Annotated in this window: 17 protein-coding genes; 9 read left to right on the plus strand and 8 right to left on the minus strand. The window is 50.9% G+C overall.

The annotated features are described in order from the left end of the window. The first annotated feature begins 234 nt into the window (after window positions 1-234). From HEQ50_RS08145 to HEQ50_RS08160, 4 genes are all read left to right on the plus strand, one after another. Window positions 235-1,575, plus strand: a complete 1,341-nt coding sequence (locus HEQ50_RS08145; protein WP_168900023.1) for an MFS transporter — start codon at window positions 235-237, stop codon at window positions 1,573-1,575. 85 nt (window positions 1,576-1,660) lie between these two features. Continuing rightward, window positions 1,661-2,263 carry an NAD(P)H-binding protein gene (locus HEQ50_RS08150; protein WP_168900024.1) on the plus strand — a complete coding sequence of 201 codons (603 nt, stop codon included), beginning with the start codon at window positions 1,661-1,663 and terminating at the stop codon, window positions 2,261-2,263. Window positions 2,264-2,297: 34 nt separating this feature from the next. Beyond that, a complete protein-coding gene (locus tag HEQ50_RS08155) occupies window positions 2,298-2,660 on the plus strand; it encodes a nuclear transport factor 2 family protein (RefSeq protein ID WP_168900025.1) in 363 nt (120 codons plus the stop codon). Between the two features lie 16 nt (window positions 2,661-2,676). Further along, window positions 2,677-3,234, plus strand: coding sequence for a DapH/DapD/GlmU-related protein (locus HEQ50_RS08160; protein ID WP_168900026.1), 558 nt, complete (start codon window positions 2,677-2,679; stop codon window positions 3,232-3,234). Window positions 3,235-3,359: 125 nt separating this feature from the next. Here the strand turns inward: HEQ50_RS08160 and HEQ50_RS08165 are convergent, their stop codons facing one another. Both HEQ50_RS08165 and HEQ50_RS08170 read right to left on the minus strand, forming a co-directional pair. Then, complete coding sequence (locus HEQ50_RS08165) at window positions 3,360-4,331, minus strand: AEC family transporter (RefSeq protein ID WP_168900027.1); 972 nt, start codon at window positions 4,329-4,331, stop codon at window positions 3,360-3,362. Between the two features lie 195 nt (window positions 4,332-4,526). Further along, entirely contained in the window at window positions 4,527-6,164 is a 1,638-nt protein-coding gene (locus tag HEQ50_RS08170) for a malolactic enzyme (protein WP_168900028.1), read from the minus strand. Window positions 6,165-6,299: 135 nt separating this feature from the next. Here HEQ50_RS08170 and HEQ50_RS08175 point away from each other — a divergent pair, with 135 nt between their 5' ends. Then, window positions 6,300-7,184 (plus strand): LysR family transcriptional regulator, encoded by an 885-nt coding sequence (locus HEQ50_RS08175; RefSeq protein ID WP_168900029.1) that lies wholly within the window; start codon window positions 6,300-6,302, stop codon window positions 7,182-7,184. Between the two features lie 53 nt (window positions 7,185-7,237). Here the strand turns inward: HEQ50_RS08175 and HEQ50_RS08180 are convergent, their stop codons facing one another. Continuing rightward, on the minus strand, window positions 7,238-7,921 hold the full coding sequence (locus HEQ50_RS08180; protein WP_168900030.1) for a hypothetical protein: 684 nt from the start codon (window positions 7,919-7,921) through the stop codon (window positions 7,238-7,240). A 109-nt stretch (window positions 7,922-8,030) separates the two neighbouring features. Between HEQ50_RS08180 and HEQ50_RS08185 the strand changes: the two genes are divergently transcribed. The 4 genes from HEQ50_RS08185 to HEQ50_RS12810 all read left to right on the plus strand — a co-directional run bounded on the left by HEQ50_RS08185 (window position 8,031) and on the right by HEQ50_RS12810 (window position 10,273). Next, window positions 8,031-8,627, plus strand: coding sequence for a sugar O-acetyltransferase (locus tag HEQ50_RS08185; protein WP_168900031.1), 597 nt, complete (start codon window positions 8,031-8,033; stop codon window positions 8,625-8,627). Between the two features lie 89 nt (window positions 8,628-8,716). Then, complete coding sequence (locus HEQ50_RS08190; protein WP_168900032.1) at window positions 8,717-9,331, plus strand: LysE/ArgO family amino acid transporter; 615 nt, start codon at window positions 8,717-8,719, stop codon at window positions 9,329-9,331. Between the two features lie 85 nt (window positions 9,332-9,416). Further along, entirely contained in the window at window positions 9,417-9,908 is a 492-nt protein-coding gene (locus HEQ50_RS12805; RefSeq protein ID WP_232842718.1) for a helix-turn-helix domain-containing protein, read from the plus strand. 146 nt (window positions 9,909-10,054) lie between these two features. Beyond that, window positions 10,055-10,273 carry an IS3 family transposase gene (locus HEQ50_RS12810; RefSeq protein WP_232842719.1) on the plus strand — a complete coding sequence of 73 codons (219 nt, stop codon included), beginning with the start codon at window positions 10,055-10,057 and terminating at the stop codon, window positions 10,271-10,273. 223 nt (window positions 10,274-10,496) lie between these two features. Here HEQ50_RS12810 and HEQ50_RS08200 read toward each other — a convergent pair whose 3' ends face one another. From HEQ50_RS08200 to HEQ50_RS08220, 5 genes are all read right to left on the minus strand, one after another. Continuing rightward, window positions 10,497-11,219, minus strand: coding sequence for a hypothetical protein (locus tag HEQ50_RS08200; protein WP_168900033.1), 723 nt, complete (start codon window positions 11,217-11,219; stop codon window positions 10,497-10,499). Between the two features lie 102 nt (window positions 11,220-11,321). Beyond that, window positions 11,322-11,924 (minus strand): cadmium resistance transporter, encoded by a 603-nt coding sequence (locus HEQ50_RS08205; protein ID WP_168900034.1) that lies wholly within the window; start codon window positions 11,922-11,924, stop codon window positions 11,322-11,324. Between the two features lie 70 nt (window positions 11,925-11,994). Continuing rightward, entirely contained in the window at window positions 11,995-12,525 is a 531-nt protein-coding gene (locus tag HEQ50_RS08210) for a GtrA family protein (RefSeq protein WP_168900035.1), read from the minus strand. A gap of 276 nt (window positions 12,526-12,801) precedes the next feature. Then, window positions 12,802-14,442 (minus strand): peptide ABC transporter substrate-binding protein, encoded by a 1,641-nt coding sequence (locus tag HEQ50_RS08215; protein ID WP_168900036.1) that lies wholly within the window; start codon window positions 14,440-14,442, stop codon window positions 12,802-12,804. Between the two features lie 492 nt (window positions 14,443-14,934). Beyond that, window positions 14,935-15,288 (minus strand): MmcQ/YjbR family DNA-binding protein, encoded by a 354-nt coding sequence (locus tag HEQ50_RS08220; protein WP_168900037.1) that lies wholly within the window; start codon window positions 15,286-15,288, stop codon window positions 14,935-14,937. Window positions 15,289-15,385 lie beyond the last annotated feature (97 nt).

Raw genomic sequence — 15,385 nt, forward strand, 5'->3', positions numbered from 1 at the left:
ATTCAAAATGCTTAAGTTACTGAACCGCCGTATACGGAACCGTACGTACGGTGGTGTGAGAGGTCGGTAGCCGAACTAATCGGCTACCTCCTACTCGATATTAATTTTTATTATTAATAACAAGGAGACCGGTTGGAACAACTCGCCAAATTTATTTTAAAAAACCTCTTGCCTTGAAGCGTAGATGAAGGTCTAAACTCCTAATCATTCACTTAAACGAGAGAGGTAAAAAACATGGCAAAGCAAAAACGATTCGATTGGATTCTATTGGTTATCCTGATGAGTTACTTCATGATTCTACTGGATAATTCGATTATTTTTACGGGAACGGTCAAAATTGCCCACGATTTACAGCTGAATCAGGCGACGTTGTCGTGGGTCAGCAGCGCCTATTCTCTGACCTTTGGTGGTTTCCTGTTACTGGGTGGTCGAGCCGGGGATTTATTTGGCCGGCGACGAGTCTTCCAGCTAGGTTTGATCATTTTTGGTCTCGGTTCCCTGTTGGTGGGCTTGGCGGTTAACGCCCCCATGATTATTGCGGCGCGGGCCTTTCAGGGGATTGGCTCGGCGATTTTGGCGCCAACCACGCTGGCCATTCTGATGGACACCTATGAAGGGGCCGAACGGGTCAAGGCCATCGCATATTACGGGGCAATGGCCGGCATTGGTGCCAGCGTCAGCTTGGTGATTGGCGGCATCTTCGCTAGCCTGTTGACGTGGCGAATCGGCTTCTTCATAAATGTTCCCATCAGTATTTGGATGTATGTTCTGGCCGTCAGAAAGCTCAGTCGGGATCGTGGCCAGTCCGGCAAATTGGATTGGGTGGGCACCCTGAGTTCCTTGATTGGGATGAGCGCGCTAGTCTACAGCATTATCGGTGATTGGGCGAAGTTACCGGCCTTGCTGCTGGCCATCGTGTTCCTAGGTCTCTTCATTTATCAGGAACACCGAACGGAACAACCAATCATGCCGTTACGATTGTTTGCCGACCGCGAACGCATTGGCGCCTACATTGGCCGGTTTCTCTACTTGGGTGACATGATGGGCTTCTGGTTCATCACGCCCCAGTTGATGCAGAATCAATTGGGTTTCAGCGCCCTGATGGCTGGGATAGCGTTCTTCCCCTTAACGGTGGTGAACTTTGTGATTGCGTTACAGGTTGCCCGATTGACCGCCAAATGGGGCAACGGGGGTCTACTGGTGATTGGGATTGCGCTGACGGCGGCCGGGATGCTCTGGCTGAGTTGGTTTACGCCGGCAACCGGCTATTGGTGGGGAATCGCCGCACCAATGGTGGTGATTGGAATTGGCCAAGGTTTCTCCCTGAGTCCCTTCACGGCGGCCGGTGTGGCCCACACTAAAGGCGCCGATGCTGGGGCCGCTTCCGGGGTGGTCAACGTCATGCACCAGATCGGTGGGTCCGTGGGCTTGTCCATTCTGGTGACCACGCAAGACCTCTTCGGTGGCCAAATCAATGGGTTCCAACACGCCATTTTAATGGGTGCCGGTCTCCTGTTGTTGGCGCTGCTCGCCGCTATTTTCCTAATCGTTCCGGGAGAACGTCAAGAAAATTAAAAATACTTTGAAATCGGCCTTGCCTTGAAGTAACTGCAAGGGGCTACACTGAATTTATCAATTAACGAATTGGAGGAAATTAATCATGACAAACTTTTTAATTATTGGGGCAACGGGTTCCGTGGGGAGCGTTACCCGGCAGTATTTCTTAGACCACACGGATGATCAACTGACCTTGATGGCCCGCAACACCCGCCGCTTGGGTCAATTGTCCGACCGTGAACGCGCAATCGGCGGAAGCGTCACGGATACGGCAACATTGACAGCGGCTCTCAAAGGCCAGAATGTCGTCTTCGCCGCGCTGAGCGGGAACCTCGCCGGGATGGCGAAAAGCTTAGTTGCCGCTATGGATGAGACGGGCGTCAAGCGTCTCCTGTTCATCGCTTCAATGGGGATCTATAACGAAATTCCGGCGAGTGTGGGTGCCAACGGCAATCTGGCCACCAACCCAATGCTTCAAGGCTATCGGAACGCCGCCGACGTGGTCGAAGCGTCCGATCTGAACTACACCGTTATTCGGCCTGGCTGGTTTGACAACGGCAACGATACCGACTATCAGGTCACCAAGAAGGGCGAGCCCTTTGGCGGCCACGACGTTTCGCGGAAGAGTATCGCGGACCTAGTTGTTCGGTTGGCTCATGATGAAACGTTGGGAGCCCGCGATAGCTTGGGGATTAACCGAAAATAAACGGCTGTAAATTTAAACTAACGGGGTGTTGACCATGAATTCAGAAATCTTACAACTATACCGGGACTACAATACCGCGATGGCCGCCGATGATGTTGCGGCTTTGGACGAGCTGTTGGCACCGGACTTCACGCTCACCCACATGACGGGCTATATTCAACCACGCCAGGAATGGCTGGGCGAGTTGCGGCGGGGCACCATGCGCTACGACTCGTCGGTAGAGGATCACGTGGAAATGATAGAGACGGCTGATGGTTGGCAAGTCACCGGACAGAATCGCGTCGTGGCCAGCATTCACGGTAGCCAGCGGCACGAATGGACGCTCAACACCGTCTTGACGGTGCAACGACAAGCGGATCAATGTCGGATTGTGCGAGCCGTGGTCACCACATACTAGAAAGGAAGCAGTTCGAATGGGTGTATTTGAAGATTTGAGAGCAGGTCAGGCGTATGATATTCACGATACGGCCTATTTGGAAGAGGTCCACGGCGAGATTGATCGGTCGGATGACCTACAATTTGAGATTAATGCCACCAAGCCTAGCGATCGCAAGCGGATTGTTGATTTGGAGAATGCCTTGTTGCACGGACAAATGAAGGACGGGACTTTCTTCACGCCGCCGATGCACATTGATACTGGTAGCCGGGTGTTTCTGGGTAAGAACGTCTACGCCAATCATGGCTTAACGATGATGGCGGCTGGAACTATTACGATTGATGATGGTGTCATGATGGGGCCCGAGGTAGGCTTTTTCACGGTCAATCACGAGCCAAAGAATATCCGGACGATCATGGCCAAGGAAATCCATATTAAGCGCAACGCCTGGATTGGCGCACGCGTCAGTATTCTGCCTGGCGTGACGATTGGTGAGAATGCGATTGTCGGGACCGGAGCAGTTGTCACCAAGGATGTGCCAGACAACACGGTCGCGGTGGGAGTTCCGGCTAGAGTTGTAAAAACAATGGATTAATGATTTTTACTAGTTTAATGTTTCATGTGAAACATACAAAATTTAATGCAAAGAAATAGCGCAGACTCACCGGATAGTTTTATCGGGTAGGTCTGCGCCATTTTTGTTTTGATAAAGTTACTGGACTAAATAAATTGAATCAACGACATCAATACCGGTACCACAATAATGAACAGCACCGTACTGGTCGTGACCACGTTGGTGGCGTATTCCACGTCACCGTGGGCCTCATTTGCCAGGATGGGTAGGACCGCTAGCATTGGCGTGGCGGACTGGACAATCAAGGTTTGTGAAGCCAATGTTGGGAAGGTGGCGCCGAAGTGTCCGGCGGCCAGCAACACGCCGACCATCAGAATCGGTGACAGTACGAACCGTCCCAGCAGGGCCACGATGGTATCGCGGTCAAAATGAATACTCTTCAATCCGGCATCGGCCAGGACAATCCCAATGTAGATGAGGGACAGTGGCGTGACCAGGTTTCCCACGTAGGTCAGTGTAGAGTTAATGAAGCTGACCTTCAGGATGGGGATGTTGAGTAACAGGAAGACCAGCGCTACCAGGAAACCCACTAACGGCATCGGAATGACTTTCTTCCAATCGATGTGGTTGTGGTGTTTTTCCTTAGGCTTCGTTGGGTCATCGTTCGAGATCAGGAAGACCCCAAAGGCCCACGTGGAGACGGTGTTGACGATATAGTAGACCAGAAAGTAAGTCATACTCTTATCGCCGAACAGCGCAATGTTCAACGGTAGTCCGATGAAGATGGTGTTGGCGTTGACCACCGCGTTGATGAAGATCCCCTTACGACCGGGCCGCACGTGCATCAGCCGTACCAGGCCAAAGGCGATGAGGTAGCCAATGATGACGGCCAGAAAGGCGTAAACCAGGTAACCGGAGAAGGAGACCAATTGTCCCCGCGTCAGTCGACTGAGGACGGAGACGAAGATTGAAGCGGGTAGAGCGATGTTTTTGATGAATTTAGAGATGGTGCCGCCGAATTTATCATCAAACCAACCTTGTCGCCGGAGGACAAAGCCCAGAATCATGATTAAGACGACCACCAGAACACTTTGAATAGAATTCCATAAAACAGCCACGAGTGACAGCCTTCTTTCAAATAATTTTCAATTAGCTCTTATGCTTAGCATGGTAAGGAATTAAATGATTCTTTTGGTTAATTGTTACTATACAATTTAATCGTGTACAATAATCAGAAACGTACAGTGCCAGCAGGAAGTTAAGGTGAACCAACTCCTGCTGGCACAAAGAACGTTGATAAAGTTGTCTGAGAACTAGTCGATCGGTTTGTATGCGGGAACCCACTTCATCTCAGCGACGGCCTGTTTGGCATCGGCGATGGGTTCCTTGTTGAGCTGTTGATCGAGGACACTTTGCGCCACAATTTCGGCCAACTTCTGGGAGAATGCCGTCAGTTGGGAAACGGGAGGAAGCACGGCAGCACCGGGCTGGGTCGTGTCGACGATACCACCTAGGGCGTGGCAGGCCGCGGAGAGCGTTTCGCCGTTTAAGACCTTGGCCTTAGCCGCGATCAAACCGAAGCCTAAGCCGGGGTACATCAAGGCGTTGTTCCCTTGACCAATGTGGTAGGTCGTGCCCTTGTAATCCATGTCGCCGGCGGGAATCCCCGTGGCGATCAGCGCCTTGCCATCGGTCCATTTGATTAGATCGGCAGCGGTGGCTTCGGCCAGCTTGGTTGGGTTGGACAGCGGGAAGATGATCGGGCGTTCCGTGTGTGCGGCCATGTCCTTGACGATGGCTTCCGTGAAGGTGCCCGGTTGCGTTGAAGTTCCGATCAGGACGGTTGGGTGAACGGTCTTGACCACGGCGGCCAAGGTCGTCAGCTCATCGGCGTTGTCGAATTCGGCGCGATCGCGGGTGAACGGCTTCTGAGCGGCGGTCAGGTCTGGCGTGTCGCTGAACAACAGGCCCTGCTTGTCGACCGCGTAGAAATGCTTGCGGGCTTCGTCTTCGGAAAGCCCGGCCCGCTGCAATTCATCGAGAATTTGGTTAGCGATCCCCATGCCGGCAGTGCCAGCCCCAAACGTCACGAATTTTTGGTCCTTGATATCTTCCTTGGAGATGTTCAGAGCGCCGAGAATCCCGGCGAGAACGACCATCCCCGTGCCTTGAATGTCATCGTTAAAGGTCGCAATCCGATCCTTGTACTTGTCGAGGATGACCTGAGCGTTGGAGCGCCCGAAGTCTTCCCAGTGCAGGAGTGATTCTGGAAATAGCTTCTGTTCTGCGGTCACGAAGCGGTCGATGACGTCGTAATACTGGTCACCGTAGACCCGCTTGTGGTGGTTCCCCAGGTAAAGGGGATCGGCCAGTAACGTTTCATTGTTGGTCCCGGCATCAATGCTGACGGGGAGCACTTGGGCGGGATCAATCCCGGCGGCAGCGGTGTACACCATCAATTTACCCACGGCGATGTCGACCCCGTTGACGCCCCAGTCGCCCATGCCGAGGATTCCTTCGGCGTCAGTGACCACGACTAGCCGAATGTCGCGGCCATCCGCGGCGTTCTTCAGGGCATCCTCGATGTGGTCGGGATCATCCACGGAGATGAAGGCGGCATTTTGCGGATCGGTGAAGAGGTGGCTGTATTCCTCGATGGAATCGGCAACCGTTGGATCGTAGACGATGGGCATGAATTCAACCACGTGGTCGTCCATCAACCGGAAGAAGAGCGTCCGATTTTCGTTAAAGAGCGTCATCAAGAAGATGCGTTTCTCGAGGTTGTTGGGCTTGCTTTGGAATTGGGCGTAGGCCTGAGTAGCCTGTTCGTCCAGCGTTTGGACGTGGCTCGGTAGCGTCCCAACGAGGCCGAGTGCTTGGCGTTCGGCCTGTGTGAAGGCGGTACCTTTATTTAAAAATGGATTATTTAAGATTGAAGCTGTGGATTTCATCAATGATCCCTCCAGTTCATGATTAACTTTACAAGTCATACTATAGACGGTCGGTAAATGTATAGTCAAATCTGGTAGTCGTTATAAAAATAATTTATAATGGGTCCATTAAGACTGTTAAAAGGGGATTTAAAAATGAACACCAAAGATTTAGCTTATTTCGATCGCCTCATAAAATTAAAAAACTTTTCGCAGGTGGCCGCTGAATTTGGCGTCACGCAACCCACGATTACCACTGCCATTAAGCGCTTGGAGGCGGATTTTGGGGCGAAATTAGTCCTGCGCGACCGCGTTCACAATGATCTGACCGTAACGGCGAGTGGGCAACAACTGACCATCCACGCGGCGGCAATCCTCAGAAAACTGGATTTAGCCCATCAGGAGATTACCCACCTCACCCAGCAGCGAACGGTGCTCGGCTTACCGCCAATCATCGAGAACCACTACTTTCCGCGTGTGGCCGCCCATCTTCAGGAGCGGGGAATGTTGGAGAATATCGAGACGTTAGAGGGCGGTTCGGTCCAGTTACGCAACGCCTTGCGCGATGGCCAGGTCGATCTGGCCTTGCTCGGCTCGACCGAACCCTTGTCGTACAAGACGCTGGTGGCCGAGGAATTTGATCGCCAACCGTTTAATATCTTTGTGTCCGCGGCGCATCCCCTCGCCAAGCGAAAGCGCATCTACTTTAGCGAATTACGCCGCGAAAAGTTCGTCCTCTTCAACAATAGTTTCATTCATGACACGGCCTTCAATCAGCTGGCCCGCCGGAATCATTTTCGCCCGGACGTGGTGTTTCGGGCCCGTGACACCCATATCATCATGAACCTAGTGGCCGAAAATGTCGGCGTGACCTACCTCACGGGCTTGGTCGATCAGCACCGCAATGATGTGGTCCGGCTGGAACTGTTGGATGATGAACAACCGGAATTTATCTCCAGCATTGCCTACCGTTCCTCGCACGTGCTGACTCCCGCGCAGGAGCAGGTGCTGGCGGTGTTGCGGGGAACGTTGGAAGATTAAATAAAAAGGAAGCGGGATGGTATCCAGCTTCCTTGCGATGACGGTGAGGTTGCTTAGCGTTTCGGAAAGGGAATCACGTTAGACGCGTCCCCGCCATCGTGGAAATCGTCGAACGCCTGCGCCATAAACTTCTCGAATTCCTCGGGCGTATCGGGCGCGCCCTCATCATACATATCATCGTCGTCCGATCTCTCCGTGTAACGGTCGTTGGCCTGGGCGTATTGAATCAGTTGGCTCACGCCTTCTAGGCTGGACTTATAGGCGTACAAGACGTGGTCGATCCCCAGCGCTTCCGGAATGTGGGTAGCTTCCTCTGCGGTCAGGGGGTTCTTAATTTCCTTGTAGAGGTCGTTCGTGATGAAGGAAAGCGTCAGCTCATTGGTCGTAATGGTCACCACGTCTTCCGCGTTGGTCAGGTCCTGCACGTCGCCAGCGGTGATGACAAAGTCTTCACGTTGATTGGTGATAAGATTCTTAGTGGCTAGTTTAACCGTGTCCGTATCCTTGAGCAAGTTTTCCTGACGGCGTTCCTGAGATTCGGCGAGAACGTCGTTGACTAGGAACTCGAAGTTATCGTCCGACAGGTTTAGGACATCCTGCGTGGCTTGAAGCGTTAGCATGAGTAGGTCCCGCATCGTCTGTTCGTTGGCGTACTGGGGCGTATCCGGGGTAAAGGACAGTTGCGGGTTGCCCTCGTCGGTGACACTGGCTTGGTAAATGATGTGATCGCGATTCATGGCGAAGCCTCCTGTAAGTTTTGGGTTTGGCCTTATTATACGCGATGGACGGACCAGTTGATACGGCATTTCATAACTTGTAAGATAAAGGTTAAAAGGAGTGTGGCTAATGAACTTATCAGAAAAGTTCGCCTACATGGCGACGGGTAAACCGTACGATGACTTAGATCCGCTGTTGATTGCGGCACGGGACCGCGCAACGGCCAAGACCAACGCGCTCAATGCGACCGATGACCCAGCCGAACGGTCCCGGCTCTTCACGACCTTGGTGGGCAGTACCGGCGCCGATCCGGTGGTCAATCCGAATTTCCGTTGTGAGTTCGGCGCTAACATTCACGTGGGTCGGAATTTTTACGCCAATTACGATGTGGTGATGCTCGATGGCGGCAAGATTACGATCGGCGACGATGTCCTCTTTGGCCCGCGCGTGGGGCTGTACACCAGCAATCACCTCTTTGATCCGGTCGAACGGCAAACGGGTGGCTGCATCGCCAAGCCAATCACGATCGGCAATCGCTGCTGGTTGGCCGCCAACGTGGCCGTGATGCCCGGCGTGACCATTGGCGACGGCACCATTATCGGCGCCAACAGCGTCGTGACCCACAGTATTCCCGCTAACGTGATTGCGGCGGGCAATCCTTGCCAGGTCATCCGGCCGATTACGGCAGCGGATAAGACCGGGTTTGTGGGGCAGGACTTGATTTAAAGAACGCGGCAGCTCATCTCGGGGCTGCTTTTTTTGTTTAGTTGGTGTATCATTGGTAAATTAGTTCAAAAAAGAGAGGATCGGGTGTTATGTCCATGTTTTTCCGCGGGTTGCTGCTGAGTATCGCGCTGGTCTCGTCAATCGGGATGCAAAATTTATTTGTCTTTAACAACGCCATTAATCAGCGGCTGTCGCGGGCCGGCATTGTTGCGGTAATGGTCTGGTTCGCGGATACGGCATTGACGCTGGCGGCCTTCTTTGGGATGGGGGCACTGATTGGGTCCCACGAGATCATCAAACTGGTGATCATGTTACTGGGGGGCATCCTGGTGCTCTGGATTGGGTTTGGCATCTTGCGGTCGGCTAGTAGTTTTCGGCTGGCGAGTTCCAGTCAGACCATGCCGATGGGCAAGTCGCTGGTGAATGCGTGGGTCGTGACCTGGGCCAATCCCCAGGCGATTATCGACACCAGCTTGATGTTCGGGGCGTTGCGCAGTACGTTGGCCGATGGGGAAGCCTTCCCCTTCATTACCGGGGTCATTACCGCGACGGCCATCTGGTTCGGCGGAATCACGCTGGTTTTAGGGCTCTTGAAGGAACGCCTGCCACAGAAATTAATGCTGTGGGTCAACATTCTTTCCGGAATCGTGGTCATGGTTTACGGGGGTTATCTCCTCTGGCAAGCCGGCCAGTTGTTCTGGTAAATGTAAAAAATAACGGTTCGTCACAATCTCGTGGCGAAGTGAACCCCCAAGATTGGACGGAAAATCCAATCTTGGGGGGGGTACTATGGTTAAGTTTAATTTAGACTTTAGGATTAAAGTCGTCACTGAATATTTAAGTGGTATTGGTTCAACTTCACTAGCTAAGAAATACCGAATCAGTAAGGAGGGAATCATTCTCCCTTGGGCTAGTCGCTTCCAAAAGTACGGTATTAACGAGTTGAAGTTAGAGAGTCGGAAGCCAGAATATTCTAGTCAGTTCAAGGTCGATGTATTAAACTGGAGAAAACAACATCAGGCCTCGCTTCCGGTAACGGCTCTGCACTTCAACCTGACTTTGCCAAGTACCATCTGGAAATGGGAAAGGCGCTTTGAGGAACAAGGGATCGTTGGCCTTGAACGAAAGCGAGGAAAGCCTAAAATTATGGCTAAGCACAAGCAAATGAAGTCTTCAAAGAGTAGCAATAAACCGACTACTGCCGATGAACTGAAGCAACTGAAACAAGAGAACTTGATGTTAAAGATTGAGAACGAATACCTAAAAAACTCAAGGCCTTAGCTCAGAAGAAGTCAGCAGACAAGAAATCTTCCAAACAAGGACTGCTCAAATTAGGGTACCGAACAACCGTCCACACGGATCAAGGATTCCAATATCAACATAAATTCTGGCGAGAAACACTCAAAGAGCATCGCGTTTTTCAAAGCATGTCATGCAAAGCAACTTGCTTGGATAATGCGGCAGTTGAGTCATTCTTTCACGTTATGAAGGTTGAAGTTATGGATGAACATTTTAAGAACAAGGAAGACCTGATTCAAACCATGACTGAGTGGATTAACTTTTACAACAGGCGTCGAATTAAAACAAAACTGGACGGCAAGTCTCCGGAAAAGTACCGGGAACTCGCCATCCAGCAAGTAGCGTAAAATCTGTGTACAACTTTAAGGGTTCACTTCAATTCGACTGTCTAGGGGTGGACTTTTATTACTTTTTATTTTTATTCGTAATTGCAGAATAGAGCATGAGTAAGAGTCCGGCAATTAGATAAGTTATCATGATCCACTTTGGCGTATCAAAACCATACAACCCTACAAATAAAGCAAAGAAACAAAAATAAAACCAATTATTCAGCTTCATTTAAACCTCCGTCTACCCCACCCACATTGTATGATGGATTGTTTTAATTAAATGTGTACGCTTACTGTTCGAGTAATACTTAACCGTTGATTCTTGACCAATGATTGCTCGGTTTCCTCGTGGGGTCGTCGCTGAAATCAAACGAATGTTATAAGTAGGCCAAATATCTGCGTTTTGTGTCTTGAATGCTTGGGCAACATCGTAAACAGTCAAAGCAGCCTTGATGCCACCACCAGGTAATAACCCAACTAACTGTTCCACCGAAAGTGCAGCAATTCGTTTAGCCTTAGTTCCAGCATACTTATGAGTTCCTGGCCACTTACTATAAGTAATGTGCTTGTAGCCCAATTTCTTATAGGCTGCTAAACTATTAGGACGGGATCTAGCAGCAAACATCATAATTCTCTTTGGACCATTACTACCTGGTATGACAACAACTTGGCTATTATTAGCTTCTTCAATAGCTTGTTCTACGGTTCCCACATCATATTCTACCGTATCGCTGTCTGAATCACCAGTTGTCGAACTAGCGTCAGATTGACTCGTAGTTGAACCAGCGTTTGTACTGTTATCGCTCCCTGATACACTACTGCTTGTGGCGTTACTATTACTCGTGGTACTAACGCTACTCGTTCCAACGGTTGTGGACGACGTATCGGCATGTGCCGTAATCCCCGCGCTACCCATAAATAATGCTACTCCTAGCATACTACTAAACAAAACAACTTTTTTCAAACTAATCCCTCCTCTGAGATTAGTTATAACGATCCCCCCCATAGACTAAGTATGTCAACCATGTTTTAGAGGGATTCTTTATTCTTTATTTATATATTTCCATTAAAAACAGATATTTAATTCACAACAAAATAAAAAGAGAATCAGCAGGCCGACCGCGATGAAGAGCAATGGGGAGAGCCAGGCGCCAAACCGCGCAAAGAAGGCGGTGGCGGCGGTCGAACGGGCCAACTGATGGCTAATCAGGAGCCATAGGCCAATCATTAGGAGAAAGACGATCAGGACGCCCCCAAACTCTACCGCGGTCAATCGCGTGAAGAAGGGGATGTAGATGCTGAGGTTATCCCCGCCGTTGCCGATGGTCAGCGACCACACGACCGGTAGGCTGACCGTGCGGGCGAGAGGGGGTAGCGCCGGCTGACGGTGCCGAGTTGACCACCAGGAGACCAGGCCGCTAACCCCCAGTAAGAAGGGCACCAGGCCCAGCCAGTGAGTCCAGTGGGCGATATTAAAGTGGAGGACGCCGCGGCTAATCAACCAGGATGCGGCAATCAGCGTGACGATACCGAGATATTGACCGCTGATGATGGCGCGGCTCTGGCGGCGGTTGCGCGCGGCCAACCACAGGAGGAGCAGTACCACGAGGTCATCGGTATCCGTGACAAAGAAGATGCCGATACTCGTGAGGACCAGGGAAAGGGACATGGCGGATTCCAACTTTCATTCGAAATAAAAAAGCGGCCGTCTCCAGCGAGATGACCGCTTAAATTTTAGCTTACTTAGTCGTTTCTTCCTTAGCCGGCTTGTGCTTGAAAACGACCTTCATGGATAGGAAGTAATTAACGGTGACGGCGACCGCGTGACCAATGATTTTGGTAATCGTGCCGTTGGCGCCGATGACGGAAATCCCCAGCCATAACATGACGAATTCAATCAGGTAGGTCGCAATCCGCGTGCTGTAGAAGGTACCCATTTCTCTGAATGGCGTGTTGGACTTGTGTTTGAACACGAACGTCCGGTCCAACCAGAAGGACCCCTGAACGACCAGAATCCAGTCAATGAAGTTGGCCAGTTGGTATTCAATGCCCAACGTGTGGGATAGGAAATAGAACAGCGCGATGTTGACCACGACCGTCAATGCCCCGAATAATAGGTAGCGTTGGACTTGGCCGTGAACTTTCTCTTCGACCTCTTCTAGTTGTTCCTCAAACTCGGCTTCCGTTTCGGTGAGTTCTGCCTCATACTCTGCCTCGGTGGTCGGGTAATGGTCATGCCGTAAGGGTTGTTTGTCTGATTGACTCTCCATAACTTCTGAGACCTTTCTGTGACGTCCTAACCCTGAGGCCATCCCGTTATGCAAGCTTTCAGCGGTCAACCCGAGTTATGAAAACGTATAATTAAGTTCCTGATTTAATTATACCGTTTTTGACCGCCACTGCAACGGGGCACCCTTGTGAATTTTGGGTGGTTAGTTGCCGGTCTAATTGGTCGCTTTACCATGGCATCCAATATTGAAACGCGGTGGACAGAGCGCCTCGAGCCTGAGAAACGGGCGGAACCACCATTTTCTAAACACCCACCATCAGTCCGCCACGTAAGCATTCTGGTAGTCGGCATCGCCGTTGAACTTGTTGTAAACGACGCCCTTGACCTTGGGGTTAACCAGACTGCTGGTCCGGCTTTCGTAGAGTGGCGTGACGGCTTGATCCTTGAGGGCCGTTTGGGCAGCCTTGACCAGATCTTGGTAGCGTGCCGTCTTGTTCAATGCGTCGGCGCCTTCAGCGGCGTTGAGCGCGGCATCGTAGGTTCGACTATCGTAATGGCCCATGTTGGAATTGTTAGCCGATTGGAGAATCTGTAAGGATTGGATCGGATCGGCGAAGTCCATGCCCCAGCTGGTCAGGTTCAGCTGGAAGTTCCCCTTGGAGACGTTGCTAAGCATGGATGGGAATGGCATAGCGCGAACCTCGACCTTGGCGCCCAGCTTGCTGGTGATGGCACTTTGAACGAATTCCGCAATGTTTTGGCTGGCGTCATCGTTGCCACAGGTAATGGTCAGTGTGACCGTCTTCTTCCCGAGTTGTTTCAGCGCTTGTTGGTACAGCTTCTTGGCCTGAGTGGGGGCGTAGTCGACGGTGTTCTTGGTGTAGGCGTCGGCGGTGAAATCAGCACCGGTCTTGGGATTCTTCATCATATTGTGAACGCCGAAAGTCTTGGCTGGCAGTGAGCCATTCTTCAAGACCTTAGTTGCCAGTTGTCGCCGGTTAACCGCGAGTGAAATGGCGGTCCGTAAATCCTTGTTCGCAGCGACCTTGTTCTGTTCATTGTATTGAATAAAGCCAATTCGCCCGGCGGCTAGGGACTTGAGGTCGGGATTGTTCTTGTTTTGCGTGGTCTGTTCGCCGCTCAACGTCACTTGATCGAGCTTCTTGGACTGGTAGATGTTGTAGGCCGTGGTGCTGTCCTTAATGACCTTATAGTTGATGGTCTGGAGCTTGACGGATTTCTTTTCGTCGTAGTTTGAATTCTTCTTTAACGTCCAGTTATCGCTGGTTCCGCTCCAGTTGGTCATGACAAACGGCCCGTTGTAGACGGTAGTCTTGGCGGAGGACCCGTACTTACTACCGTATTTGTTGACGGCTTTTTCGTTCAACGGGTAGTAGGTGGTGCTGGCCAGCATCTTCTTGAAGTAGGAAGCGGGACGACTCAGCGTGATCTTCAATTGGTACTTGCCGACTGCCTTGACGCCGAGAGTCGATGGCGACTTCTTTCCGGCGGCAATGGCGTCAGCGTTTTTGATATTAGCGAATTGGTAGGTGAACTCCGACTTGGACTTGGGGTTCAGCGTTCGCTCCCAGGAGTAAACGAAGTCCTGGGCCGTCACCGGATCACCGTTGCTCCATTTACCATCGTGCCGCAGATTGATGGTGTATTGGTGGCCGCTGTCGGTCACCGTCGTCTTGGTAGCGAGGGCGTTTTCGGCCTGGCTGTTGGCGTTGAGCCGGTAGAGGCCTTCCCCCACTTGGCTGAGGGCGTTGCTGGAGATGTTGTCGGTAATCTTAGACACGTCCAAGCTAGAAATCGTGGCGGTCTGATAGAGATTCAGGCGTTGGGCCGTAGCGGTCTTAGTGGATTTCGAGTGGGCAGTAACGGCGAAGATGCCGCCGATTAAAACGATTCCGGTGCAAAGTAATAGGGCTTTCTTGTGATCTAATAAACTCATGATGGATACCTCCAAATTTAGTTAGTGTTTGGGTTAAAGTCATCAGTGAGTTTTGCCATCGTTTGATCATGTGGGGTTCCTCCTCGGTTCTAAAAGTATGCAAAAACCGTCCTCAACAGCCAATGTGTTAAGGACGGTTTTAACCGCGGTGCCACCTTAATTAGATGGGTCGTCGTCAAATAGACGGACCCCATCCCTCTCCACAGGAAACTAACATTTCCCTGACAACTGACGTATGTCGCACGTCTTCCCGTACTCTAAAAATTTCGAGGAAGCCCTCGGTGGTCCATTTAACTACCTGCGTTCGGCCGTACTCTCAGCAACGACGGCTCTCTTAACGTGCACGATAATCTTGATCTCCACCTCAATGGTTTGTTTCGGACGATTTATTGAATTGAGGCTAGTGTACCCCTGGAAAACGGGGGTGTCAACTGGTAAATTTAAAAATCTAATTCAGCCTTTTATTATTAATTATAAATTGATTATTAATAGTTAGCTAACAAGATTATAACTATCATCGATCAATTGATAGAGGGTTTCCCTATCCGTCTGGTTATCGAGGATCACTGTCAGCCAGTGTTCCTTGTTCATGTGATAGGCCGGCAGGTAGCCAGGTTTTTGCCGTAGGATGCTGGCAAGTTCCGGCTCAATTTTAACGTCGACCACGTCAATTTCGGCCGTTCCCGTCAGCCCCAACTTATTTTGCGGCACGTTCATGACTAGGGCGAACCATTTGCCACTGGGCGTCTTAAACGTCGCGTAGTGCGGGAACTTCTTAAAGGTGTAGACCGGTGATGCCGCGTAATTGTTAGTGATATAATCAAAGATTTCTTGGCGCGTTGCCATGGGTATGATCAACCTCTCACAGTATTATTGGGATTCGCGTGAAAATTTACTTGGAAGCAACTACACTAATTGTAACATTTTATAAATATAAATTGAT

This window comes from Lactobacillus sp. HBUAS51381, from assembly GCF_012641095.1.
Taxonomy (GTDB): domain Bacteria; phylum Bacillota; class Bacilli; order Lactobacillales; family Lactobacillaceae; genus Levilactobacillus.